General features: G+C 65.6%; 17 protein-coding genes and 2 pseudogenes. 8 read left to right on the plus strand and 11 right to left on the minus strand.

All coding sequences use genetic code 11. From position 1 onward, the window contains the following. Positions 1 to 126: 126 nt before the first annotated feature. The 4 genes from HAP47_RS18965 to HAP47_RS18980 all read right to left on the minus strand — a co-directional run bounded on the left by HAP47_RS18965 (position 127) and on the right by HAP47_RS18980 (position 3,920). Positions 127 to 972 (minus strand): DUF1236 domain-containing protein, encoded by an 846-nt coding sequence (locus HAP47_RS18965; protein WP_173643330.1) that lies wholly within the window; start codon positions 970 to 972, stop codon positions 127 to 129. A gap of 125 nt (positions 973 to 1,097) precedes the next feature. After that, positions 1,098 to 1,673: a hypothetical protein gene (locus tag HAP47_RS18970; protein ID WP_173643331.1), complete on the minus strand. Its 576-nt coding sequence runs from the start codon at positions 1,671 to 1,673 to the stop codon at positions 1,098 to 1,100. Continuing rightward, a complete protein-coding gene (locus HAP47_RS18975; protein ID WP_173643332.1) occupies positions 1,645 to 2,412 on the minus strand; it encodes a DsbA family protein in 768 nt (255 codons plus the stop codon). Before HAP47_RS18975 ends, HAP47_RS18970 begins: the two co-directional genes overlap by 29 nt. A gap of 86 nt (positions 2,413 to 2,498) precedes the next feature. Then, the gene (locus HAP47_RS18980; RefSeq protein ID WP_173643333.1) at positions 2,499 to 3,920 is read right to left on the minus strand and encodes a M48 family metalloprotease; all 1,422 of its coding nucleotides are present in this window, start codon (positions 3,918 to 3,920) and stop codon (positions 2,499 to 2,501) included. A gap of 226 nt (positions 3,921 to 4,146) precedes the next feature. Between HAP47_RS18980 and HAP47_RS18985 the strand changes: the two genes are divergently transcribed. Next, the gene (locus HAP47_RS18985; protein WP_173643334.1) at positions 4,147 to 5,334 is read left to right on the plus strand and encodes a pyridoxal phosphate-dependent aminotransferase; all 1,188 of its coding nucleotides are present in this window, start codon (positions 4,147 to 4,149) and stop codon (positions 5,332 to 5,334) included. Between the two features lie 185 nt (positions 5,335 to 5,519). Then, positions 5,520 to 6,854, plus strand: a complete 1,335-nt coding sequence (locus HAP47_RS18990) for a dicarboxylate/amino acid:cation symporter (protein WP_173643335.1) — start codon at positions 5,520 to 5,522, stop codon at positions 6,852 to 6,854. A 7-nt stretch (positions 6,855 to 6,861) separates the two neighbouring features. On the opposite strand, the gene HAP47_RS18995 is transcribed toward HAP47_RS18990, so the two are convergent. Together HAP47_RS18995 and HAP47_RS19000 are read right to left on the minus strand one after the other, a co-directional pair. Further along, complete coding sequence (locus HAP47_RS18995; RefSeq protein WP_173643336.1) at positions 6,862 to 8,094, minus strand: NAD(P)/FAD-dependent oxidoreductase; 1,233 nt, start codon at positions 8,092 to 8,094, stop codon at positions 6,862 to 6,864. A 106-nt stretch (positions 8,095 to 8,200) separates the two neighbouring features. Continuing rightward, entirely contained in the window at positions 8,201 to 11,392 is a 3,192-nt protein-coding gene (locus tag HAP47_RS19000) for an Rne/Rng family ribonuclease (protein WP_173643337.1), read from the minus strand. A gap of 705 nt (positions 11,393 to 12,097) precedes the next feature. Here HAP47_RS19000 and HAP47_RS19005 point away from each other — a divergent pair. From HAP47_RS19005 to HAP47_RS19025, 5 genes are all read left to right on the plus strand, one after another. Beyond that, positions 12,098 to 13,423 carry an N-acetylmuramoyl-L-alanine amidase gene (locus HAP47_RS19005; RefSeq protein WP_173643338.1) on the plus strand — a complete coding sequence of 442 codons (1,326 nt, stop codon included), beginning with the start codon at positions 12,098 to 12,100 and terminating at the stop codon, positions 13,421 to 13,423. A 307-nt stretch (positions 13,424 to 13,730) separates the two neighbouring features. After that, positions 13,731 to 16,232, plus strand: a complete 2,502-nt coding sequence (locus HAP47_RS19010; protein ID WP_173643339.1) for a penicillin-binding protein 1A — start codon at positions 13,731 to 13,733, stop codon at positions 16,230 to 16,232. 106 nt (positions 16,233 to 16,338) lie between these two features. Next, positions 16,339 to 17,470, plus strand: a protein-coding gene (gene prfB, locus HAP47_RS19015; RefSeq protein WP_173643340.1) for a peptide chain release factor 2 whose coding sequence is annotated in 2 segments (ribosomal slippage) — positions 16,339 to 16,407 and positions 16,409 to 17,470 — 1,131 coding nt in all. Because the reading frame shifts where the segments join, the coding sequence is not laid out codon by codon here. Between the two features lie 3 nt (positions 17,471 to 17,473). Continuing rightward, positions 17,474 to 18,343, plus strand: a complete 870-nt coding sequence (locus HAP47_RS19020) for an NAD(P)-dependent oxidoreductase (RefSeq protein ID WP_173643341.1) — start codon at positions 17,474 to 17,476, stop codon at positions 18,341 to 18,343. 84 nt (positions 18,344 to 18,427) lie between these two features. Further along, positions 18,428 to 19,363, plus strand: a complete 936-nt coding sequence (locus tag HAP47_RS19025) for a DMT family transporter (protein ID WP_173643342.1) — start codon at positions 18,428 to 18,430, stop codon at positions 19,361 to 19,363. Here the strand turns inward: HAP47_RS19025 and HAP47_RS19030 are convergent. Beyond that, entirely contained in the window at positions 19,323 to 21,386 is a 2,064-nt protein-coding gene (locus HAP47_RS19030) for a carbamoyltransferase C-terminal domain-containing protein (RefSeq protein ID WP_231168932.1), read from the minus strand. The two genes, HAP47_RS19025 and HAP47_RS19030, sit on opposite strands and share 41 nt — an antisense overlap. Before the next feature lie 250 nt (positions 21,387 to 21,636). Between HAP47_RS19030 and HAP47_RS19035 the strand changes: the two genes are divergently transcribed. Further along, positions 21,637 to 22,872 carry an ABC transporter substrate-binding protein gene (locus tag HAP47_RS19035; RefSeq protein ID WP_173643344.1) on the plus strand — a complete coding sequence of 412 codons (1,236 nt, stop codon included), beginning with the start codon at positions 21,637 to 21,639 and terminating at the stop codon, positions 22,870 to 22,872. A 191-nt stretch (positions 22,873 to 23,063) separates the two neighbouring features. On the opposite strand, the pseudogene HAP47_RS19040 reads toward HAP47_RS19035, so the two are convergent. The 4 genes and pseudogenes from HAP47_RS19040 to HAP47_RS19050 form a co-directional block, all read right to left on the minus strand. Continuing rightward, positions 23,064 to 23,189: pseudogene (locus tag HAP47_RS19040) on the minus strand (M23 family metallopeptidase); the annotation flags it as partial. Positions 23,190 to 23,198: 9 nt separating this feature from the next. After that, positions 23,199 to 23,335, minus strand: a pseudogene (locus HAP47_RS19045) (IS5/IS1182 family transposase); the annotation flags it as partial. 177 nt (positions 23,336 to 23,512) lie between these two features. Further along, the gene (locus HAP47_RS41590; RefSeq protein WP_371821792.1) at positions 23,513 to 24,067 is read right to left on the minus strand and encodes a putative immunity protein; all 555 of its coding nucleotides are present in this window, start codon (positions 24,065 to 24,067) and stop codon (positions 23,513 to 23,515) included. A gap of 124 nt (positions 24,068 to 24,191) precedes the next feature. Next, positions 24,192 to 25,544 carry a M23 family metallopeptidase gene (locus tag HAP47_RS19050; protein ID WP_173643345.1) on the minus strand — a complete coding sequence of 451 codons (1,353 nt, stop codon included), beginning with the start codon at positions 25,542 to 25,544 and terminating at the stop codon, positions 24,192 to 24,194. Positions 25,545 to 25,557 lie beyond the last annotated feature (13 nt).

The following is a 25,557-nucleotide window of genomic DNA, read 5'->3' on the forward strand; positions in this document are numbered from 1 at the left end:
CTTTGCTCCGGCCAGCCATCCACCGGCGACTGCGGGGTGCAGCCGCATGCAAAACCCCGCCCCTGAGGGGGCGAGGTTGAGATCGAGGCGAGGGCCCGTCAAGGCACCCTCGCGCCGAGGCCGAGGTCAGCCCTCGATGACGTAGACGATCTCATGGGTCTCCGGCTGCACGATGATGTAGCGGCCGTGGACCAGGATGAACTCGTAACCGCGCCACTGCGGGTAGATCGTCACGACGCGCTCCGGGACCGGATAGAAGTGCACGTCAGCCGGGACGCGGGTGCCGACCGCCACGTTGAAGTTCACGTTGGTGGTTTCGGTCACATGCTCCGACCTGATCGCGGTCGAGATCTGGGTGCGTTTCTCGGCCGGCGGAGCCGCGGTGGCCGACGTCGCCGCATTGCCCGTCGTGGTCTGGGTGCGGCTGGTGTCGTTGGTCTGGGCGCGGTTGGCGTCGGTCGGGCTCTTGGTCTGAGCGTTCTGGCTGGTGGCGGCGCCGCTCTTCTCACGGCTCTCGGCGGCGTTGTTCATCCTGCCGCTCTTGTCATGCTCCTCGGCTTTCATGTTGCCGCTCTTGTCGCGGCCTTCGGCCTTCATGTCCTTCGGGCCTTCCTTGGCGCCCTTGGTCGCATCGTTCTCCGAGCTCATGCTCTTCGACTTCTGCGTGTTCTCCTGTGCACCCTTGGTGGCGGGGCCGGACTTTTCGGACTCGGCGCCCTTCATACCCGACGAGTCATCCTTCATGCCCGAAGAAGACTCACCGGTCGTGGAGTGTTCGGAACCCTTCATGCCGCCCGTATCGCGCTGCATGGTGCCCGTCGACGCACCACCGGACGGTGCGCTGTGCTGCACGGTCGCGCCACCGCCGGCCCCGGATTCCTTGCTGGCGCCGCCGGCGCCCTGTGCATTCGCAAATCCGGTACCAGCGATCAAAGCCGCCGCAGCGACCGAAATCAGAAAGCGGTTAGACATTGTAGTCCTCCTCGTTATTCAGCATTGCCCGCGCCGACAACGGGAGAGGATGTACGATGTTCCTGTTGATTTGCGGTTCCTCGCAGTTTGTTTCTTCTGTGAACGCGCGATGAACGATTTGCGCTTCAACCGCAGGCCCAGTCGAACTCCATGCTCGCAAGATCGAGCTGGCCGTTGCCGCCGCCGAAATTGAATCCGCCGAAATGCTCTTCGATCTCGAGATAGGTCGCGCTGCATCTCGGCGTCCACTGGTTCGGAAACATCGTGCCGCCGAGATGGCTGCGGCCGTGCAACCGCTCGAGACCGCGTGCACTGCCTTGCTCGCCATAAGGCGCGATGTAGTCGCCAAGCTCGCCCTTGTGCAGCAGATGATCGCGCGGCGGCTTGCCGACATTGGGATCGTTGTCGCGCGGCGCAAGGCCGATGCCGTAGGCGTGGTGCCCGGTCTCGGGGATGCCGCCGAACAGGCGGTACCAGTATGTCTTCTCCAGCTCGTCGATGCGGCTGACGCGGCCGACGTTGATGTCGAACGCTGTGCGTGCCTCACCCTTCGTGAGCCAGCGCAGAGGTGAATTGGCTTCCAGCAGGAGCAGATTCGGTGCCGCAAATAAAAAATCCGGCTGCCTGGGCAGCCGGACTTCACTGAGCGGATGAGCGCTGTCGAAGCGACGATCAGCAGGTCGCCTTGCCGCAGCGGGCAATGCCGATCTTCTCCTTGAGACCCTCGACACCGACCGCGCCGATCACGACCTGCTTGCCGATCACGTAGCTCGGCGTGCCGTTCATGCCCATGGATTCGGCGAGGCGGAAGTTCTCCTCGATGGTGGCCTTCACCTCGGGGCTTGCCATGTCCTTCTCGAGCTTCGTCATATCGAGACCGACCTCCTTGGCGACCGCCAGCGCGCGCGCCTTGTCGGCGGCGCCGCGGCCGCCGAGGAGCTTCTGGTGAAACTCGAGATACTTCTTGCCGGTCGGATCCTGCATGCGCACGGCGACCGCGACCTGCGCGGCCTCGACCGAGCCCTGGCTCAGCACCGGGAATTCCTTCAGCACGACCTTCAGCTTCGGATCCGACTTCATCAGGTCGAGCATGTCGGACATCGCGCGCTTGCAGTAGCCGCAATTGTAGTCGAAGAACTCGACGAAGGTGACGTCGCCGTCCTTGTTGCCGAGCATGACGCCGCGCGGCGAGTTGAAGATCGTGTCGGCGTTCTTGGCGACGCTCTGCTCATGCTTCTCGGCTTCGGCGGCGGCCTGCCGCTTGCTGAGCTCGTTCATCGCCTCTTCGAGCACCTCGGGGTGCGCGATCAGGTAGTTGCGCACGATGGTCTCGATGTCGCCGCGCTGGGTGTCGTTGAAGCTCTGCGCGGACGCTGTCAGCGGCGCGGCGCAAATGCCGAGCGCGAGCAGGGCAGGGGCGAGAAAACGAAGCGCTGGCATGGCAAAATCCTTGTTCGAGGTGGCCCGAAATACGGCAGGGCCGCGGGCCGGTTTCGGTGATCGTTGTATGGAACTACGGTTTATTTCTAGTTGTTTTTCTGACCCGGCATGGGCTTGGCGCTCACAATGTCGTCAGCTTTGACCCAGCCGGGCGTGCCGATCGCGAACCGCGTCTTGGCGCGCGACGCAAGCTCGCGGGCGGTCTTGTTGTCGCCACGGAGATAGGCGGCCTGCGCCGAGGCAAGGTCGGCCTGGGCATAGTCGCCCTTGCGGCCATAGGCCATCGCGAGCTGGGTATAGCCGAGCGGCGCCTCGGGCTCGCGCGCCACGGCGGTGCGCAGCATGTTGATCGCATCGTCGGTGTAGGCCTTGTTGTCGGAGGCGACCAGGGCCTGGCCGAGCAGCATCTCGATCAGCGGCGAGCTGCCGGAAAGCTGCACCGCGCGGCGCAGCGGCGCGATGGCCTCGGCCGGCCGGCCGCCTTCGAGCAGCGCCTGGCCCCGCAATTCGTAGAAATAGGGATTGTTCGGCTGGACCTGGATCAAGCCGTCGATCTGGGCGATCGCCGAACGCAGATCGCCGTGCAGATAGGTGGTGATCGCGCGAGCATAGCGCGCCGGCAGGCTGGTATTGGACAGCGGATAGCGGCGGTAGACGGTGTCCTGCCGTTCCATGAAGCCCGAGATCTTGGCGCGCATCATGTCGTGACGCAGCTGCAGCGCCGGATCGTCCTTCTTGTCCCAATAGGGGCTCGAGCGCGCCAGGTCCTGCAGCGCCGAGACGCGGTCGACCGGCATCGGGTGCGATTGCAGATAGGGGTCGGCGCCGCGCGCGGCGAACAGGCTCTCGTCGGTGAAGCGCTTGAACGTCTCGTACATGCCCTTGGCGGACTGGCCGGTCGCGTTCAGGAACTTGACGCCGGCGCGGTCGGCGTTTTCCTCCTGCTGGCGCTGGTAGGAGAGCAGCGTGCGCTGAATGACCGACTGCGGCGCCGAGATCGCGGCGGCCCCGGCGCTGGAGAGGCCGTTTCCAACGCCTCCGCCCGCAGCGCCTGCGGCCAGCGCACCGACGCCGAGCAGCATCGCGATGATCATCTGGGTCTGCGCCTGCGCGAGCTGCTCGCGCATCTTGGCAAGATGGCCGCCGGCCAGATGGCCCGTCTCATGCGCCAGCACGCCGATGATCTGGTTCGGCGTCTCCGATTGCAGCAGCGCGCCGTAATTGACGAAGATGCGGCGGCCGTCGGCGACGAAGGCGTTGAACGAGCCGTCGTTGATGATCACGATCTGGATGTTCTGCTTCTCGAGGCCAGCGGCGCGCAGGATCGGCCTGGTATATTCGCGCAGCAACTGCTCGGACTCGGTGTCGCGCAGCACCGGCGGGCCCTTCTGCTGGGCTCGCGCTGGAACGACGGGACCAACCGCGAGCGCAACCGCAGTGAGCAATGCGGTCAGCTTGAACGCAGAGGGCTTCAGGGTCCTGGCGCGAAGCGCGTGGCGAAACAGCATGGGCGATCTATCGGCGATTTCTGGCCGCGCCGCGGCAAGGTCCGGTTCCCGGCCCGACCGAGGCAGGCGCGTGGCACAGTCTGTTGTTTTTGCAGTTCTTCTTCACGCGAACCGGGTATTCACTTGGCCTGAAAGCGTTATAAGGAGCCACCGAATGCGGCCAGTCTGGGGCGGTCGCCGGTATCGGAACCCGAATTCGGCAGCGGCCGTGCAATAGCAGAAAACCATGCGTGAAGCGACAGCGAGAGACCGTGTGAGCAGCCTTTTGACAGCGTCCGGCCGGAGCGATGTTCCGCCGTTCATGGTGATGGACGTGATGGCCGCCGCGGCACGAATCGAGGCGGCGGGCGGCCATGTCATCCACATGGAGGTGGGGCAGCCCGCCGAGGGGGCGCCGAAGCCGGCAATTGCCGCCGCACAGGCCGCGCTTGCCGGCGGCCGGATCGACTACACCTCCGCGCTCGGCATTCCCAGTCTGCGCGCGCGCATCGCCCGGCATTACCGCGACACTTATGGCTGCGCGGTCGATGCCGAGCGCATCATCGTCACCACGGGCTCGTCGGGCGGGTTCATCCTGGCGTTTCTTGCGATGTTCGAGCCGGGCGACCGGGTCGCCGTCACCGTGCCGGGCTATCCGCCTTACCGGCACATCCTGACCGCGCTCGGTTGCGAGCCCGTGCTGATCGAGACCTCCGGCGACACCCGCCACGCGCTGACCGGGGAGGCGCTGCTGGCCGCCCATCGCAAGACGCCGCTGAAGGGCGTGCTGGTCGGCAGCCCTGCGAATCCGACCGGCACGATGATGTCGCGCGAGGCGCTGTCGAGCCTGATGGCGGCCGCCGACAGCGCGGGCATCCGCTTCATCTCCGACGAGATCTATCACGGCCTCGACTACGCATTTCCTGCGGTGACGGCGGCGGAGCTGTCGCCGAACGCGCTCGTGATCAACTCGTTCTCGAAGTACTTCTGCATGACCGGCTGGCGCGTCGGCTGGATGGTGGTGCCCGACGTGCTGGTGCGGCCGATCGAGCGGCTGCAGCAGAACCTGTCGATCTCGGTGCCGACCTTGTCGCAGATCGCGGCCGAAGCGGCCTTCGAGGGCCGCGAGGAGATGGAGGCGATCAAGCGCGGCTACCAGGAGAACCATCGCATCCTGATCGAAGGCCTGCCCAGGGCCGGGCTGACCAAGTTCCTGCCGGCCGACGGCGCGTTCTATCTCTACGCCGACGTCTCCGACTTCACCGCCGACAGCTTCGCCTTCGCCAGCGAGATGCTCGAGAAGGCGCATGTCGCAGCGACCCCGGGCGTCGATTTCGATCCGATCCACGGCCGCGCCTTCATCCGATTTTCCTATGCGCGTTCCGCGGCGGAGATGCAGGAAGCAGTTGCGCGGATCGCGCATTGGCTTAAATAGCCCGCAATCTTCAACAGCCCTCCGTCTTGTCTGTTGGATCGATTTCGCAAGCGCTGGCCCGGGTTTCGGCGCAGCAGCACGCGACAGATCGCCGCGGATAAACGGCAGGGCCCACACAGTTCCATTTGACTTGAACGGCCAAGTTGATCTTGGCTATTTCCGCCATTTCTGAGGGGGAGTGACACATGGCAGCGGCAACCGTTGCCACGTCTTCACCGGCGTCTGCCGGTAGCAAGCCGTGGTACAAGATTCTCTATGTCCAGGTTCTGATCGCGATCGTGCTCGGCGCGCTGGTCGGCTGGTTGTGGCCCGGCATTGCCACCAACGAGTGGATCAAGGCGCTCGGCGACGGCTTCATCAAGCTGATCAAGATGGTGATCGCGCCGATCATCTTCTGTACCGTGGTGTCCGGCATCGCCCATATCCAGGATGCCAAGAAGGTCGGCCGCATCGGGGTCAAGGCGCTGGTCTATTTCGAGGTCGTCTCGACCTTCGCGCTGGTGATCGGATTGCTCATCGGCAACATCGTGAAGCCGGGCGCGGGCTTCGGCAATGCGGCGGCGAACGCGCAGGCGGTTGCCGGCTATGCCAAGCAGGCGGAGGCGCAGAAGAGCGTCGACTTCGTGCTGCACATCATTCCGGACACCGTCGTCGGCGCCTTCGCGCAGGGCGAGATCCTGCAGGTGCTGTTGTTCTCGGTGCTGTTCGGCTTTGCGATCATGGGCCTCGGCGAGCGCGGCCACACCATCCGCTCGTTCATCGACGACGCCGCGCATGCGGTGTTCGGCGTGATCTCGATCGTGATGCGGGCGGCGCCGATCGGTGCGTTCGGTGCGATGGCCTTCACCATCGGCAAGTTCGGCACCGGCGCGATCCTCAATCTGATGGGGCTGATCGCGACGTTCTATCTGACCGCCGCGCTGTTCGTCCTCGTGGTGCTCGGCATCATCGCGCGGATCGCCGGGTTCTCGATCTTCAGGTTCCTGGCCTACATCAAGGACGAGCTCCTGATCGTGCTCGGCACCTCGTCCTCCGAGAGCGCGCTGCCGTCATTGATGGAGAAGCTCGAACGTCTCGGCTGCTCGAAGTCCGTGGTCGGCCTCGTGGTGCCCACGGGCTATTCGTTCAACCTCGACGGCACCAACATCTACATGACGCTGGCGACGCTATTCATCGCGCAGGCGCTGGGCTACGACCTCTCGTTCAGCCAGCAGCTCACGATCCTGGTGGTGGCGATGCTGACCTCGAAGGGCGCTTCCGGCATCACCGGCGCGGGCTTCATCACGCTGGCGGCGACGCTTGCAGTGGTCGATCCGCGGCTGGTGCCGGGCATGGCGATCGTGCTCGGCATCGACAAGTTCATGAGCGAGTGCCGTGCGCTGACCAATCTGTGCGGCAACGGCGTCGCCTGCGTGATCGTCGCATGGTGGGAGGGCGAGCTCGACCGCGACAAGCTCAATGCCAATCTCGCCCGGCAGATCGACCCGACGGACATGGAGACCGCGCTGACGACGGACTAGTTCGACGTCAGAACCGGTCCAGCCGATACGGCGAGGTGTCCACGGAGGATGCCTCGCCGTTCATCGTTTCGGCCAGCACCCGCGCCGTTGCCGGGCCCAGCGTAAAGCCCTGATGGCCGTGACCGAAATTCACCCACAGCCCGCGATGGCGCGGCGCTGGCCCGAGCACCGGCAGCATGTCGGTGCTGCAGGGGCGGGTGCCGAACCAGGGCTCGGGCTCGACGCGGCTGCCGATCTCGATCAGCTCGCGTGCGGCCGCTTCGGCATGACCAAGCTGGATCGGCGTCGCCGGCGCATCGGGGCTGGTCAGCTCCGCGCCGGTGGTGATGCGGATCCCCTTGGCCATCGGCGCCATCGCATATCCATTCGCGGTGTCGACCAGCGGCAGGTCGAGCGAGCGGCCGCCCTGATAGTGCATATGGTAGCCGCGCTTGCGCACCAGCGGGATCCGGTAGCCGAACTTGCGCAGCAATTGCGGTGACCACGGCCCGAGCGTGACGACGACATGGGCGGCATCGATCCGGCCGTCGGTCGTGTCGACCGACCAGCCGGTTGCGGTCTCCGTCAGCGTCTGCGCGTCGCCGCGCAGCAGCGTTCCGCCGAGACGCTCGAACAATCCGGCATAGGCCGAGACCAGACCGCCGGGGTCCGACACGGTCCAGGGCCCGAGCCAGTGAATGGCACCGGGGAGGTCGTCGCGCAGCAATGGCTCGGCCCGGGCGAGTTCGCTGCCATCAAGCACGCGAAACTGCACGCCGAAGTCACGCCGGTTCTCTTCGGCGACTGCGATCGCCTGCTCCAGTGCCGCCGGGTCGCGATGCAGCAGGCGATAGCCGGCGCGGCGGATCAGATTGTCGGCATGCGCATCGCGGATCAGCGTGTCGTGCTCCGCCGTGGCGTAGGCGATCAGGCGCGCCCAGGCGATGGTGGCTTCGCGGTGCCGCTCGGGCGTCGAGTTCCACCAATAGCGCAACAGCGGGCCGGCGTGTCGGGGCAACGAGGCCAGGCGATAGCGCACGTCGTTGGTGCGTCCCATCGCGATCCTGGCGAGTGTGGCCGGATCGCGCGGCATCGGATAGGGCCGCACCGCCTCGCTCTGAATGATGCCGGCATTGCCGTAGCTGGTTTCGCGGCCCGGTTCCTTGCGGTCGACGAGCGTCACAGACCAGCCGTGACGTTGCAGGTGCAGCGCCGTGCTGACACCCACCATGCCGCCGCCAAGAACGATCGCGCTTTGCATTGGGATCCGTCTCCGTCAGGCTCCGTCACGCCGGCGCCTGACGAACGGATGGCCTGTCTAATAGAAACGCCCGGCGCGAACCGGGCGTTTTGACTTCCAGGTGGTGCTAGTCGCCGCCGCCACCGAAGCGGCGCGACCACCAGCCCTTGCGGGCCGGAGCCTCGGCCGTGGCGGCGTCCGGTGCGGACTGCGGAACAGAGGCTGCGGGTTCAGGGGCCGGGGCAGGTTGCTCCGTCGGGCTCTGAGCCAGCGCCGATGTTGTCTCAGGTTGCGGGCTCGATGCGAAGCTGACCTTTTCGCGCACCGTCGAGCGGCGCCGCTGCGCGCGGTCGCTTTCGGTCGTGTCCTCGGCCGCGGGTGCTGCAACGGGTTCGGGCTCGGGTGCCGCGATCGCCTCAACCGGCGCGGTCTCGATCGGCTGCCATTCCGTCGGCTGCGCGAACAGCTCAGGCTGCGCGAGCGAGGGGGCCGGCTCCGCGTCGTGGCTATCGAAATCGGCGACCGCGTCCGTGGCTTCAGGTGCTGCCACCGGGCTCAGCTCGTCGGAGATCGATCCGGCAAGACCGTCATCCGGTCCGCCAGTGCCGCGCCGGCGGCGGCCGCCACGGCGTCCGCGGCGCCGCGGGCGGCGATCGCCGTTGCCGGCCTGGTCGTCACGGGCAGCGCCCTGGGCTTCGTCGCCTTCGTCCTCATCGCCTTCCGCTTCGCTCGCGGCAACCACCTCGGTGCCATCGGGCTGGACATGCATCAGATCGCCGTCCTCGCGCGGCTGCGGAGCGCCTTCGCGCGCTTCGCTGCCACCACGGCCGCGGCGCCGGCGGCGGCGCTTGCGGCGTTGGCCGTCGCCTTCGCCCTCAGCGGCGCCTGCTTCTTCGCCGGCCGCCCGGTCGTCGACGAGCCCTTCGGTCTCGTCGGTCTCGATCTCGGCCTCGTATTCGAACAGTTCTTCCTCGTCATCGGGCTCATCGACCTGCGCCGGCGCAGCGGCAGCTTGCGCGGCAAGCAGCGCCTTGGCGGCTTCGAGCGTATGCACCTGCTCGCCGCGATCGATGATGTAGGATTGCTGGCCGTGCACCGTGGCGTCGGCGACGACCGATAGCGAGACTCGGAAGGATTCCTCGAGATCGCGCAGATGGCCGCGCTTGTGGTTGAGCACGTAGAGCGCGACGTCGGTGCGGGTGCGGACCACCAGATTGTGGGTCGCGCCCTTCATCAGGATTTCCTCGATGCCGCGCAGGAGCTGCAGCGCCACCGACGAGACCGAACGGACGTGACCGCTTCCGCCGCATTGCGGGCAGGGCTCGGTCGAGTTCTCCAGCATGCTGGCGCGGATGCGCTGGCGCGACATTTCCAGGAGGCCGAAATGCGAGATGCGGCCGACCTGGATCCGGGCACGGTCCTGGCGCAGGCAGTCGGACAGCTTGCGCTCGACCGCGCGGTTGTTGCGCTTCTCGTCCATGTCGATGAAGTCGATGACGATCAGGCCCGCGAGGTCGCGCAAACGCAATTGACGCGCGACCTCTTCCGCGGCTTCCAGATTGGTCTTGAGCGCGGTGTCCTCGATATGGTGCTCGCGCGTGGCGCGGCCGGAGTTGACGTCGATCGAGACCAGCGCCTCGGTCTGGTTGATCACGATGTAGCCGCCGGAGCGCAACTGCACGGTCGGCGAGAACATCGCGTCGAGCTGGCTTTCGACGCCCATGCGTGAGAACAGCGGCTGGCCGTCGCGATATTGCTTCACCGCGCGCACATTGGCCGGCATCAGCATCTTCATGAAGTCGCGTGCTTCGCGGTAGCCGGCTTCGCCCGCCACCTGAATCTCGTCGATCTCCTTGTTGTAGAGGTCGCGCAGCGAACGCTTGATCAGCGAGCCTTCCTCGTAGACCAGGGTCGGCGCCTGCGACTTCAGGGTCAGGTCGCGCACCGTCTCCCACATGCGGATCAGGTATTCGAAGTCGCGCTTGATCTCCGGCTTGCTGCGGGAGGCGCCGGCGGTGCGCAGGATGATCCCCATGCCCTCGGGCACGTCGAGGTCCTGCACCACTTCCTTCAGCCGCGAGCGGTCCTGGGCGGAGGTGATCTTGCGGCTGATGCCGCCGCCACGCGCGGTGTTGGGCATCAGCACGGCATAACGGCCGGCGAGCGACAGATAGGTGGTAAGCGCGGCGCCCTTGTTGCCGCGCTCTTCCTTGACGACCTGCACCAGCATCACCTGCCGGCGCTTGATCACTTCCTGGATCTTGTACTGGCGACGCGGGCGGAACGCGCGCTCCGGAACCTCCTCGAGCACGTCGTCGCCGCCGACGGACTCGACGACATCTTCTTCCTCGCCGTCCTCGCTGTCATCCTCGTCATCGTCTTCGCCGGCATCGTCGCCATGCCGAGCCTCGGGCGCGGCTCCGTCCGCAAGCGTTGCGTATTCGGCGAGGCCGTGCTCATCGGCCGCGGCGTGGACTTCGCCTTCAGCCACATGCGGCGCGTCGTCGGCATGCGCGGCGTTTTCCGCGACCTGCTCCTCATGGGTCCGCTCGGGCTCATGATTGACCTCGGCGGTCTCGACGAATTCCGGCGCAGCTGATGCAACGGAGGCTTCGACCACCGCGACGACGGGGTCGGACGGAGCGTCGGCGGCCGGTGCCTCGTTCGTTACGGGGGCGTGATCGTGATCGTGCGCATGATCGTGATCATCGTGGTCATGATCGTCGTGACCATGGTCGTGGTGATGCTCATGCTCATGATCGTGGTGATGATCGTGGTCGTCGTGATGCGCATCATGCTCGTGACCCTCATAGGCGGCCACGCCGTGCTCGTGATGCTCGGCATCGTGTTCATGATGCCCGGCATCGACGGGATGTTCGTGAGCCTCGGCTGCCGGCAGCGCCTGCGCGTCGCCTGCACCCTCGATCACCTCGCTCTGGACGCGGTCGCCATGACCGCGGCGGCGCGCATTGCGATGGCGCGACCGGCGGCGATGGCCGCGGTTCTCGTGCTCTTCTTCGGCCTCGCGATGGGCGCGCTCGTCGGCTTCGATCAGCGCCTGACGGTCGGCGACCGGGATCTGGTAGTAGTCGGGATGGATTTCGCTGAAGGCCAGGAAGCCGTGCCGGTTGCCGCCATATTCGATGAAGGCAGCCTGCAGCGACGGCTCTACGCGCGTGACCTTGGCGAGGTAAATGTTGCCGCGCAGTTGTTTGCGCTGGGCGGTCTCGAAATCAAACTCTTCGACGCGATTGCCACGGACCACGACGACCCGGGTTTCTTCCGGGTGGGTGGCATCGATCAACATCTTGTTGGGCATTTTGGAGCTCTTGACGGCGGCGGGCGCGGATCATGGCGCGCGCAAACTGCGCCGCCCGGTGACGCGACGGTCCACCTGATTCGGGGGTGAGGGGAAGGCCAAAACGCGTCTCGCGGCGCAGCGCCGGACGGGAGCCCACCGGGATGATGCGACGGGCGAAGTTTTCACCTCGCGTCAGCGCGATCATTGGGGGGATCCTGGTCGGCAATGCAGTCTGGCGCATTAAGCGTCGGCCCGTCTAAACATGTTGGCGGCGAAAATTACCGCCGTATCTTTTGCTGAAGGCCCCGCCTGGCGCCGAAGCGCCTGCCGGCCATCGCATATCGAGGCCCCAAGGGGCCGGATAATCGGTTACGCCGTGTCTCAAACCGTCCCTCTGGCGAGGGAGTGTGTCTGGGACCGGACGCCGCTCGGGCTTGAATCCGCCTCTCCGTGTCAGCCGCGCGCGGCGCTGGCTGGGGAGGGACCGGAAAAACACGGCGGGATCTTCGACTTGGAAGGTTCCACCGCTGCACCGAGAGGCTGAACGCGACACAACCGGGAGTACTAGCCGTCAGCACTCCGTTCATACGTGGATTGCCCGCCGCGTGCAAGGGAAGCGTCACGCCGCCGCAACACTCGGCTCTTTTCGCCCGCGCGTCATTAGGGTGCGATTAACCGTGTGGTTCTAATGCGGTAAGAAGCAGCTGGGAGGCTCCGAATCGGGTGGAGAACCGCGCAAAACACCTTGTTTTCCTGGGATGCGGGCTGATGTGCGCTGCAGCATTGGCGCTTGCCGTGGCGAGCGCCCCGAGCGCGGCCGAGGGTCCACAGGACAGCCAGCCGGCGCCGACCGCTAGCGCCTCCGCCGCCAGTGCTGCGAATTTCCCGGTCGCATCCGGCGCCAGGCTTGCCGGCGACGACAAGCAGACCCGCTTCATCCTCGATCTCGACCGAAAGATCGAGTTTCGCGCCTTTCCGTTGGCCGACCCCTACCGTGTCGTGGTCGATATCCCGCAGGTCAATTTCCAGCTCGCTGCCGGCACCGGCTCGGCGGCGCGGGGATTGGTGAAGGCGTTCCGCTATGGCCTCGTGATGCCCGGCGGCTCCCGAATCGTGTTCGACATGAGCGGCCCGGTGAAGATCGCCAATTCCTATGTGCTCGATGCCGCCAACGGCCAGCCGCCGCGGCTGGTGCTGGATTTCGAGCAGGTCGATCGCACCAGCTTCGTGCAGTCGCTCGCGCCGGAGAGCCGGCCCGAATTGAAGCCGGCGATTTCCGAATCCACCACCGCGACCATTCCAGCCGTCACCACGGCCGCGCTGCCACCGGTCGCGGTCACCGACTCGCGCCCGCTGATCGTGATCGATCCCGGTCACGGCGGCATCGACAACGGCACCCAGTCCGGCGACCAGACCGAGAAGAACCTGGTGCTGGGCTTTGGCCTCGCTTTGCGCGACCGGATCGAGAAGTCGGGCAAATATCGGGTGGTCATGACCCGGTCCGACGACACCTTCATCCCGCTCAACGACCGGGTGAAGATCGCGCGCTCGCAATCCGCGGCGCTGTTTGTCTCGATCCACGCCGATGCCTTGCCGCGCCGCGAGGGCGACGCCCAGGGCGCCACGATCTACACCGTGTCCGACAAGGCGTCCGACGCCGAGGCCGAACGGCTGGCGGAAGCGGAGAACAAGGCCGACGCGATCGCCGGCGTGAACCTGACCGACGAGCCGACCGAGGTCGCCGACATCCTGATCGACCTCGCGCAGCGCGAGACCAAGACCTTCTCCAACCGTTTCGCTCGTCTGCTGATGGACGAGATGAAGACCACGGTGCGGATGCACAAGCATCCGCTGAAATCGGCCGGCTTCCGGGTGCTGAAGGCGCCCGACGTGCCGTCCGTTCTGGTGGAGATCGGCTATGTCTCCAACAAGGGCGACCTCGAGCATCTGGTCTCCGAGAACTGGCGGAACAAGGCCGTCGGATCGATGGTCCAGGCGATCGACACGTTCTTCGCCAAACGGCTGGCAACTGCCGGACCGGCAAACTGAAATTGGCCGCCTGAAAAGCCGGGCCCGTTGCGCGGAAGCCCTAGTTTGGCCACAGCGGCGACGCTATAGACAAAGGACCGCAGGTCCGCAGAATCGACCATATTGTCCGGCGGCTCTTGTATATTCGCGTGCGCAAGGCGGCTCGCTGGGCCAAGACTTTGATGAAAAGGCTTTGATGTAAAGGCCTCGATGCAAAGGCCTCGCTGCAAAGGCCTCGCTATGTGAGCCTTCGTGGTGTGAGGCTTCGCACTTTTGGACAGGCGCTTCTGACGATTGAGCGCCGGAGGGTAGGAACGGAACGTCGATAATGCGCCTGCTCGTGCGGTTCATGGGTTTCTTGTTCGCCGCCGGAACCGTCGTGTTCCTGGTCGGTGTCGCCGCCGTCGCCGGCGCCATCTGGCATTTCTCCAAGGATCTGCCCGACTACTCGCAGCTCCAGGACTATGAGCCGCCGGTGATGACCCGCGTGCATGCCGCCGATGGCGCGCTGCTCGGCGAATACTCCAAGGAGCGCCGGCTTTATCTGCCGATCCAGGCGGTGCCGAAGCTCGTGATCAACGCGTTCCTCGCCGCCGAAGACAAGAACTTCTACGAGCACGGCGGCATCGACTATCAGGGCATGGCGCGCGCTGCGATCCTCTACGCGCAGAACTACGGCTCCAACCGCCGCCCGCAGGGTGCCTCGACCATCACCCAGCAGGTCGCCAAGAACTTCCTGCTGACGAACGAGGTCTCGTTCGCGCGCAAGATCAAGGAAGCCTTGCTGGCGATGCGCATCGAGCGCGCCTATTCCAAGGACCGTATCCTCGAGCTCTATTTGAACGAAATCTATCTCGGGCTCGGCGCCTACGGCATCGCGGCGGCGTCGCTGGTTTATTTCGACAAGTCGGTCAACGAGCTGACGATCGCGGAGGCGTCCTATCTCGCCTCGCTGCCGAAGGCGCCGGCCGCGCTGCATCCGGTCCGCAACCGTGACCGCGCGATCGAGCGCCGTAACTACGTGATCGACCGCCTGCTGGAGAACGGCTGGATCAAGCAGGCCGACGCCGACAAGGCGCGCAAGGACCCGCTCAACGTCACCAGCCGCTCGAACGGCGCGCACATCTTCGCCGGCGAATATTTCGCCGAGGAAGTCCGCCGCGACATCTTCGAGCGCTACGGCGAAAAGAAGCTTTACGAGGGTGGCCTGTCGGTCCGCACCACGCTGGATCCCAAGATCCAGGTGATGGCGCGCAAGACCATGGTCGCCGGTCTCGTCAACTACGACGAGGCGCAGGGCTGGCGCGGCGCGCTGCAGAAGCTCGACGTCTCCGGCGACTGGGGCGTCAAGCTTGCCGACGTCAAATCGCTCTCCGACATTTCGCCGTGGCGGATGGCAGTCGTGCTCGAGACCAGCGATCAGTCGGCGCGGATCGGCTTCCAGCCGGGCCGCGAGCTCGGCGGCGCGGTCAGCAAGGAGCGGCAGACCGGCATCATCACGATGGACGGCGTGCGCTGGGCCAAGACCAAGGGCAAAGCGCCGACCGCGGTCTCGCAGGTGCTACAGCCGGGCGACGTGATCTATGCCGACCCGCTGGTGACCAAGGACGGCAACGCTGTCGAAGGCCAGTATCGCCTGCGGCAATTGCCTGAGGTCTCCGGCGCCATGGTGGCGATGGATCCGTGGACCGGCCGCGTGCTCGCGATGGTCGGCGGCTTCTCGTTCGACCAGAGCCAGTTCAACCGCGCGACGCAGGCCTACCGGCAGCCCGGATCGTCGTTCAAGCCGATCGTGTACTCGTCGGCGCTGGACAACGGCTATACGCCGTCGACCACCGTGATCGACGCGCCGATCGAGATCGATCAGGGGCAGGGTGCCGGCGTGTGGCGTCCGGAGAACTATTCGACCGGCAAGTATTACGGCCCGACCACGCTGCGCAACGCTTTGCAGCGGTCGCTCAACACCGTGACGGTGCGGCTCGCGCAGGACATCGGCATGCCGCTGGTCGGCGAATATGCAAAACGCTTCGGCGTCTATGACGAGTTGCCGAACTATCTGTCGTATGCGCTGGGTGCCGGTGAAACGACCGTCATGCGCATGGTCACGGCGTATTCGATGTTCGCCAATGGCGGCCGTCGCGTGAAGCCGACGCTGATCGATCGCATCCAGGACCGCTACGGCCATACCATCTTCAAGCACGACACCCGCGAATGCCGCGGCTGCGACGCGCCGGGCGGCTGGAAGAACCAGCCGGAGCCGCAGCTCGTCGACCGCCGCGAGCAGGTGCTCGATCCGATGACCGCCTACCAGATCACCGAGATGATGGAAGGCGTGGTCCAGCGCGGCACGGCGACCGTCGTGAGGGAGGTCGGCAAGCCGATCGCCGGCAAGACCGGCACCACCAACGACGAGAAGGACGTCTGGTTCGTCGGCTTCTCGCCGGATCTCGCGGTCGGCGTCTACATGGGCTACGACAAGCCGCGCAATCTCGGCCGCACCGCGACCGGCGGCCACGTGGCGGCGCCGATCGCCCGCGACTTCCTCAAGCTTGCGCTCGCCGACAAGCCGCCGACGCCGTTCAAGGTCCCGGCCGGCATCAAGCTGATCCGCGTCGACGCCAAGACCGGCATGCGCGCCGGCCCGGGCGATAGCGGCAACACCATCCTCGAAGCCTTCAAGCCGGGCACTGCGCCGCCGGACAATTACTCGGTCATCGGTGTCGCCGATGCCGATGGCCGCGGCCCACCACCTGGTCCGCAGCCGTCGCAGAGTGGCGGACAGCCGGATGGCGGCTTCTTCATGCGGCCGGGAACCGGGGGACTGTACTAGCGGTAGGCCGATCCAAATCGCCGGGATAGCGCGGCCAAGCCGATTGCGCTTTGCCGCGCCGGTCGCTACATCCCCGGCAAGCTTTTTCACCAACACCTGAAAGACCATGCGCGCGGAAATCGAACGCCTTGTTGAAGAGATCAAGCAGTCAGTCGGGCTGCTGAGGAGGCATCTTTGACGTCGAACAATCGACGGCACGCCTCGCTGAGCTGAACAAGCTCGCTGAAGACCCCAATCTCTGGAACGATCCCCAGAAGGCCCAGCGGCTGATGCAGGAGCGCACCTCGCTGGAGGACGCGCTGTCGGGCATCGGCAAGGTCGAGCGCGAGCTCGAGGACAATATCGGCATGATCGAGCTCGGCGAGGCCGAGAACGATGCGGCCGTGGTTGCCGAGGCCGAGAAGGCGCTCAAGGACCTCAAGAAGGAGGTCGCGCGGCGCGAGCTGGAAGCGCTGCTGTCTGGCGAGGCCGACAAGTTCGATTCCTATCTCGAAGTCCATGCCGGCGCCGGCGGCACCGAGAGCCAGGACTGGGCTCAGATGCTGCTGCGCATGTACACGCGCTGGGCGGAGAAGCACGGCTTCAAGATCGAGTTCCTCGAGGAGTCCCAGGGTGAAGAGGCCGGCATCAAGTCCGCCACCATCCAAATCTCCGGCCACAATGCCTATGGCTGGCTGAAGACCGAGGCCGGCGTGCATCGCCTGGTGCGCATCTCGCCGTTCGATTCCAACGCGCGGCGGCACACGTCGTTCTCGTCGGTGCAGATTTTCCCGGTGATCGACGACAGCATCAAGATCGAGATCAAGGAGTCCGATGTCCGCACCGACACGATGCGGTCGGGCGGCGCCGGCGGTCAGCACGTCAACAAGACCGAGTCGGCGGTGCGCCTGACGCACATCCCGACCGGCATCGCGGTGGTCTGCCAGGCCGGCCGCTCCCAGCACAAGAATCGCGCACAGGCCTGGGACATGCTGCGCGCGCGGCTCTACGAGATGGAGCTGAAGAAGCGCGAGGAGCAGGCGGCCGCCGACCAGGCCGCCAAGACCGAGATCGGCTGGGGTCACCAGATCCGCTCCTATGTCTTGCAGCCCTACCAGATGGTGAAGGATTTGCGCACCGGTGTGCAGACCTCCGACACCTCGGGGGTACTCGACGGCGATCTCGATGAGTTCATGGCGGCGACGCTGGCGCAGCGTGCCTTCGGCACCGGGCCCGGCTCTGTCGAGGATGTAGATTAGGTCATGCCGCGCGTCGCCTTCATCGGATTGGGACGCATGGGCCACGGCATGGCCGGCCGTTACCTCGATGCCGGCTTCACTGTCGCGGTGTGGAACCGGAGCAAAGCCAAGGCCGAGGACCTGATCGCGCGTGGCGCGCTGTGGGCGACCTCGCCGGAGGATGCCGCGATCGACGCCGATGCGGTCGTGACCATGGTCGCCGACGACGAGGCATCGCGCGCCGTCTGGCTGACCCGGGACGGCGCCGCTGCCACCATGAAGGCCGGCACGCTCGCCATCGAATGTTCCACGGTTTCGTATCAGCACACGCTCGATATGGCGCGCGAGCTGCACAGCCGCGGCCTCATCTATATCGATTGTCCCGTCACCGGCCTGCCGGAGGCGGCGGCCGCCGGCAAGCTGACGCTGCTGGTGGGCGCTGATCCGGCTGATCTCGAGCGCGCGCGGCCGTTCCTTGCGCCGATCGGCAGCACGATCCGTCACTTCGGCGCAGTCGGCACCGGCACTGTCTTCAAGCTGATCAACAATCTGATCGGTGCGGTGCAGATCGCAAGCCTCGCCGAGGGCGTCGCGATCGCCGAGCGGGCCGGCCTCGACATGCAATTGGTCGCCGAGGCGCTGGCGACCGGCGCGATCGCGAGCCCGCAGGTGATCCGCCACAGCAAGCGGATGATCGATCGCAACTTCTCCGGTGCGTCGTTCACGGCGGCGCTGCGCCACAAGGATGCCGACTACGCCGTGCGTCTCGCCGAGACGCTGCTGCCCGGCGTGCCCGTGAGCCGCGCCGCGCTCACCGCCTACGACAAGGCCAAGACCCATGCGCCCGATGCCGACGAGGGCCAGATGATCGAGATCGTGTCGCGGCCGAAATAGGCAGAGCCGCCATTCACGGAAATCGGGTGGCCAGCGCCGCCGCGCCCGGCTAGGCATCTGCGCCAGCGCAGATGAGTGCCCGCCATGCCTTCCGCCGACAACAGGATCGATCGCCGCGACTGGGGGCTGCTCGGCTTTCTGTCGGTACTGTGGGGCGGCTCGTTCTTCTTCAACGGCGTGATCCTGCGCGAATTGCCGCCGCTGACCCTGGTGCTGCTGCGCGTCGTGCTCGGCGCGCTCATCCTGTTGCCGCTGCTGCGCGCCCGGAAGATCGAGTTCCCGCGTGGCCTTGCTGGTTGGGCGCCGTTCGCCGCGATGGGGCTGTTCAACAACGCGCTGCCGTTCTCGCTGATCGTGTTCGCGCAGACTTATATTCCGAGCGGGCTGGCCTCGATCCTCAATGCGACGACGCCGCTGTTTGCGGTGGTCGTGATGGCGGTGGCCGGCGAGGAGCGGCTGCAGGCGCGCCGCGTGGCGGGCGTGGTGGTCGGACTGATCGGGGTCGCGATCCTGCATGGTGATGCGCTCGGCTTCGAGAGCAGGCAGGGCATCGGCATCCTGCTGTGCCTCGCCGGCGCCCTCAGCTACGGCATCGCGGCGCTGGTCGGGCGACGGCTGCCGCAGTGCGTGCCGCCTCTGGGCACGGCGACGTTCCAGATGATGGCCTCCAGCGTGATGATGGCGGTTGTCGCCGGTGCGGCCGAACGACCCTGGCTGCTGCCGATGCCGCATCCGACCACGTGGCTCGCCGTGCTCCGGCTCGCGGCGCTGTCGACGGCGCTGGCCTACATCGTGTTCTTTCAGATCCTGCAGCGCTCGGGCGCGACCAATGTGATGCTGGTGACGCTGCTGATTCCGGTCACCGCGATGCTGCTCGGATATCTCGTGCTCGGCGAGCCGGTCGCGCCGCGCGAGGTGATCGGCGCACTGGTGATCGCGAGCGCGCTGCTGCTGATCGACGGGCGCGTCTTGACCTGGTTCAGCCGCGCGCCTGTTTCCACGCCGCATACCAGCCGGTGAAGCGGCCGCTGTCGCGCTCGCCGCCGTGCCAGGCGGCGTAGGCGGTGCCGTCGTCGGCCACCAGCACCACGGCATCGAGCCCCCTGGAGCGGCGCAGCGTGTCCATCGCCTGCGCTGGCGTCTGCGCAATCGGGCCCGCGACATTGAACGACGTGTTGACCGACATCTCGACGCCGATATGGCGGCCGAGCGCCTTCAGATAGGCATGGGTGAGGGGATCGTCGGCCTCGCGCACGATCTGGATGCGGCCGGTGCCGTCGGCATGCACCACGGCTGGAATCTTCGCGCGTGCCTCCGGCTTCGAATGCGCCGTGAGCACCATGTAGTTGTAGGCGTTGTAGTCGTCGTCGGATGCGCCGTCTTCCAGCTCGAAATAGTCGTGCGCGGCCTGCAGGGTCGCCATCGGCGCCAGCGGCCGGATCGCCTCGCGATACTTGACGCGCTCGTTGAGCCGCTCGCGCACCTCGGGGTCGCAGGGATTGGCGAGGATCGAGCGATGGCCGAGCGCGCGCGGCCCGGTTTCGGCCGCGCCCTGATAGATCGCGATCACGCCGCCTTGCGCCACCATGCTGGCCATCAGATCGGCGACCGCATCGCGCCCTTCTGATGTCGCGACATAGCCGATCTCGGTCGAGGCGACGTCGTCGGCGCGCAGCGCCGCGGCGATGTCGGCGTTCGAAGGCGGCAGGCCGCAGTAGAATGCGTGCGACAGCGGCGCACCGCGCGCGGCGCCCGCCATATGCGCGAACAGCCACGCCGCGCCGATCGGCACGCCGGGATCGCCGGGCACCGGCGGCACCCACATATGCAGCCGCGTCTTTCGCTGCTGCACGCGTTCGAACCAGGCCTCGTCAAAGTGCTCGAGCAGCCGCATGTTGCCGAGCGCGTTCAGCGCCACGCCGCCGGTCAGCACCAGGCGGTCGGTGCCGGTGATGCGCAGGAGATGATCGATGACATGGATCATCGCGTCCTCGAACACCAATTGCGTCGCGGCCGCCTTGTCGACGCGGTCCTTGGTGTCGGCGCGGTGATTGATGTCCTCGACGCGCAGCACGGCGTCGGGATTCCAGAGCTGGTCGGGCCGCAGCGGCGGGCCGAGAATATCGATCAGCGGTTGATGATAGGGATTGTCGGCGGGGTCGGCATACCAATTGGCCATCGCGCGGTTGAGCTGCACGCTGCCATTGGGCCCGAGCTGCAGCACCGCCTTCAGGCGCTGATAATAGCGATTGGTGGCGCGGTTCATGTCGCCCCAGGCGGCGGCGCCCATGTAGCGGCCCTCGCTGGAGAGCCAGGTCCAGCCGCCCTGGCTCGACGAGATCACGGTGTAGAAGGCGCCGAGCGAATCGAACAGGCTCTCGTTGCAATAGAGCCGCTTCATCTCGCCGCTCTCGGCGACATAGAGCGAGATCGAGCCGACGTCGCCGGTACCGTCGAGCACCGCAATTGCCACACGCTCGCGCACATCGGCGAACGGCGACGCGGTGAACGAGTACCAGGCGTGATTGTCATGATGCGGCATGCAGATCAGCGGCAGCTGTTCGCCAAGCCCGTACATCTCGCCGAGCCTGCGCGATATACGCCGCACCTGGTCCATATGGCGCAGGTTGATCGCCGGCGCGATCGGCGCGCGCAGCAATTTGATGCTGGCCGGCGCTTCCTCGAGCGAGGTGCGGATCAGCATCGCCAGCAGCGCCGGATAGTCCCATGTCGTGACGAAGGCTGCGATGTCGCCGATGTCGCGGCCCATCCGTTGCAACACCTTGCGCATGTCGTCGAGCGCGTGTTGCGGAAACTCGTTGGTGTGTTTGTTTCCGGAAAAGCGCTCTTCCTCGTTGTTGACGATCAGGCGCGGTCCGTCCTTCTGGGTGACCTCGACCAGCGCGACGCCGGTGTTGTGGGTGCCGGGGCAGGCGAGTCCGGCGATGTAGACGGTCTCGCCGCGCTGCAGCTTTTCGCGGATCGAGGCGATCGTGCGTTGCGCGAACTCGCCACTGGCCTTGTGCAGGCCACGCTTCGCCAATGCGGACTCGCTGAGGCGGCGCGTGATCTCATAGCCCGCGGCCGCAATAAGCGGATGCCTCGGACCGGTACGAATGTCCGGTTTACGCAATCAGAACGCCTCGACTCGTGATCCCCAGATCGACTTCAATCATAACTAGCGCCAGGCAACAATGCCGTTTCGCCCAACGGAAAAACCCAGCGCTTGCCAGCACATGCGTCTCTTGCGAGACTTGCCGTCAAAACCAACGACAAAAATCGGGGAGAAAACGATGCCGGTTCGTTCTGGATATATTGGCGCGATCGTGGCCTTCGCAAGTGCCGCATTGATCGCGACCTCGGCCACAGCGCAGAAGAAATACGATCCCGGCGCAAGTGATGGCGAAATCAAGATCGGCAACATCATGCCGTATAGCGGTCCGGCGTCGTCCTACGGCGTGATTGGCAAGACCGAGGCCGCGTTCTTCAAGATGATCAACGAGCAGGGCGGCATCAATGGCCGCAAGATCACCTTCATCAGCTACGACGATGCCTATTCGCCGCCGAAAGCGATCGAGCAGGCGCGCAAGCTGGTCGAGAGCGACGAGGTGCTGCTCATCTTCCAGGCGCTCGGCACGCCTTCGAATTCGGCAATCATGAAATACATGAATGCCAAGAAGGTGCCGCAATTGTTCGTTGCGTCCGGCGGCACGAAGTTCGGCGACCCCAAGAACTTCCCCTGGACGATGGGCTTTCAGCCCAACTACCAGAGCGAGGGGCGTATCTATGCGAAATACATTCGCGACAAATACCCCAACAGCAAGATCGCGGTGTTCTGGCAGAATGACGACGCCGGCAAGGATCAGTTCAAGGGCCTGAAGGACGGGCTCGGCGACAAGGCGGGCATGATCATCGCCGACAAGTCCTACGAGGTCTCCGATCCCTCGATCGATTCGCAGATCGTCGCGCTGCACGATTCCGGCGCCGACATCTTCTTCTCCTGGGCGGCGCCGAAGGGATCGGCGCAGGCGATCCGCAAAGTCGGCGAGCTCGGCTGGAAGCCGAAGTTCTTCCTCGCCAACACCGCGACCTCGGTTGCCTCGGTGCTGAAACCGGCGGGGCTCGAATATTCCAAAGGCATCATCTCGACGGCCTATCTGAAGGATCCGACCGACCCGACCTGGGACAAGGATCCTCCCGTACAGAACTGGCGCGCCTTCATGGACAAGTATTATCCTGACGGCGACAAGGGAAACGCCAACAATCTCTATGGCTATGTGCAGGCCGAGGCCATGGTGCAGGTGCTGAAGCAATGCGGCGACAATCTCACGCGCGAGAACGTCATGAAGCAGGCCGCCAATCTGAAGAACTTCCACTCCGACCTGATGTTGCCGGGCGTCATGGTCAATACCTCTCCGGACGACTACTTTCCGATCGAACAGATGCAATTGATGCGGTTCAACGGCGAAGCGTGGGAGCTGTTCGGCGACGTCATCACGGGTGAGGTCGGACACGACCCGACGCGATAGGCGATTGGGGGTCATGAAGACGTTGCCAGTGCGGCAAACACTGCTGTCGTCCTGACGAAAGCCAGGACCCAAAGCCACCTCATGTGATTGTGAGAAGGATTGGGGCCCGGCGGCGGTGGCCGCCGCTGATCCGGCAAAACGAAACCGGCACAGGCTGCGCCGGCCTTTAGAACCAGAAGCGATTGGAGGTTCTAGCCCGCGCTGAGCCGCACGCCGGCGCCGAGGGATTTCTGCGGATCGACCGCTTCGCCGTCGATGCGGGTTTCTTAGTGCAGATGCGGACCGGTGGAACGGCCGGTCGAACCGACAGCGCCGACGTCGCGTCATGGTGCTCCCGATCGAAGCACCAAAAAATGCCGTTCAGCTCGCGCCGATCATCGACGCGGAGCACGCCTCTCGGCTTGTTGGGCTGCAGCGGCGTGATCACGCGCCATTCGAAGTCGGTCAAATCACATCGGCTCATATTGAGCTTGAATCAGAGTTCGGCGCGATATGAAAGCGGCCAGTCGGCAAACGGCCCCACGTCCGGCATTTGCCGCCGAACCGCGAAGCGCAAGAGCGGTGGCTCGGCGTAGGTCAACACCAATGGAGCCACGCTTTCTTAGCGGACCGAACGGGCGCTTGGTGCTAGATCTTTTGCTCAATCTGGCTTTCGGTCCGGCAGGGAAAGGGCGGCCTGAAGGTCACGGATTATGATGCCTAGTTGGCCTGAGGCGAGGAGCCCCGGCCCTAAGGGACCCGAACGGTCTTCGCCTACACGTGGAAGCGCTCGCAGTGCAGTCCGCACCTCGGCTTTCATATGCATGAGCTGCCAGCGAACCTCGTCATCGGCGGCTCCTGGCCGGTCGGGAGACGCTAAGCTAGCGGCCTTAACTGCATAGGCTGCGGCGCCCAAGGCGTGTGCACCCATGTGGCAAACGGCTGCGGCTTGACCGGCAGCTCTGGCGGCGGCAGCGGCTGCGGGAGACTTCACCTCTTTAGCAGCGCCGCCGCCCATAAACCGTTGGCGAATTTCCACGGCGGTATCCAACTCCCCGCGGGAGTACGCTCGGGTCCGGGCGATAGCAGCGCGAGGGCGACCGTCAGTCGGCCTTTCAGCTTCAAAAATCCGCAGAACTCGTTCAGCACAGTCGGCGGCCCATGCAGCGACAAGTCGCCGGTCGGATTCGCTCAACGCCTGCGAAGATTTCGCCATCTCAGACTCTAAAAATGAAACTCAACCATTCAGCCAAATATGACCGCTTTGCGGTCTACGTGACCCAAAAGCCGACAGTCCCACCAATCTCGGTCGTTTCCCGATTTATGAGTTCACGGCCTACCTAACCCGCGCTGAGCCGGACGCCGGCGCGGAGGAATTTCTGCGGATCGACCGCTTCGCCGTCGATGCGGGTCTCATAGTGCAGATGCGGACCGGTGGAGCGGCCGGTCGAGCCGACGGCGCCGATCACCTGGCCGATCTTGACGTATTCACCGACCTTGACGCCGATCTCGGAGAGATGGCCGTAGCGGGTCGACAGCCCATTGCCGTGATCGACCTCGACCATGCGGCCGTAGCCGCCGGCCCACCCCGCCGACACCACCTTGCCGTTGGCGGTGACGCGCACCGGATCGCCCTGCGCGGCGCGGAAGTCGAGCCCGGTGTGCATCGCCGGACGGCCGAGGAAGGGATCGGAGCGGACGCCGAAGCCGCTGGTGAATTCGACCTCGCCGACGACGGGCTTGCGATATGGCACCAGCGCCAGCGTCTGGTTCAGGCGCTGCATCTGCGCGCGGTTGATGTTGATGCGGTAGAGCTGGCGCTCGAACGCGCCGGCGTCGGGCGCGAGCTTGACCGGCACATAGGGGCCGCCCATGCCGGAGCGCGGCGTCGCGGCTTCGAGCTGCGCCATGTTGAGGCCGAGATCGGAGATCACGCCGCGCATCCGGCGCACCCGCGATTCGATGCCGTCCTCGACCGAGGAGAGCGCGGCGACCTGGCGCCGCTCGACCTGGTCGAGCGAGGTTTGCAGGCGGACCAGGACGTTGTCGACGCCCTGGGCCTTGGCGAACTGGTTCGGTTGCGCCTTGGCGATGAGCGGCGCGCGCGATTCCAGCCGCGCCTCGCGATCCGGCGGCGCCACGAAGATCACGGTGTCGCTGATCGGGGAGGGCTTCGGCGTACCGGATGACGGCGCGGCGTCGGCGCGGCCCTGCGGCTTGATCGATCCGGTGGTCGCAACATCAGGCATCGCGCCGAGCGCGGTGGCGCGTGATTCCAGCGCCGACTGCCGCTTCATGATCTGGTCGAGCTTCTGGTCGAACTGTTCCTGATCGAGCAACTGGCGGCTGGTGGTGCGGTCAACCTTGGCGCGCAGCTCCGAGATGCGGTCCTCATAGGCGTATTGCATCTCGGCCTGGCGCGCGATCAACCGGGTCAGGACGTCGTCACGGAACGCGAAATACGTCGCGGTCGCCGCCGACCACATGCCGAGCAGGACCACGGTGCCGACCGCGATCCAGAACACCACCGGTCCGAACCGGACCTGCTTGCCGGCATGAACCAGGGTATAGCCCTCGCCGGAGGCGGCCGCTGCCGGTGCGGCGGCATGCTGGACCACCGGACGGCGTGCCGGCGAGCGGCCATGGTCTTGCGGATGATGGTGTTTCTGGTGATGACCGGACCGGCTCGACATCGGTACTCCCGCG

The sequence above is a fragment of the Bradyrhizobium sp. 41S5 genome, from assembly GCF_011516665.3.
Lineage (GTDB): Bacteria > Pseudomonadota > Alphaproteobacteria > Rhizobiales > Xanthobacteraceae > Bradyrhizobium > Bradyrhizobium quebecense.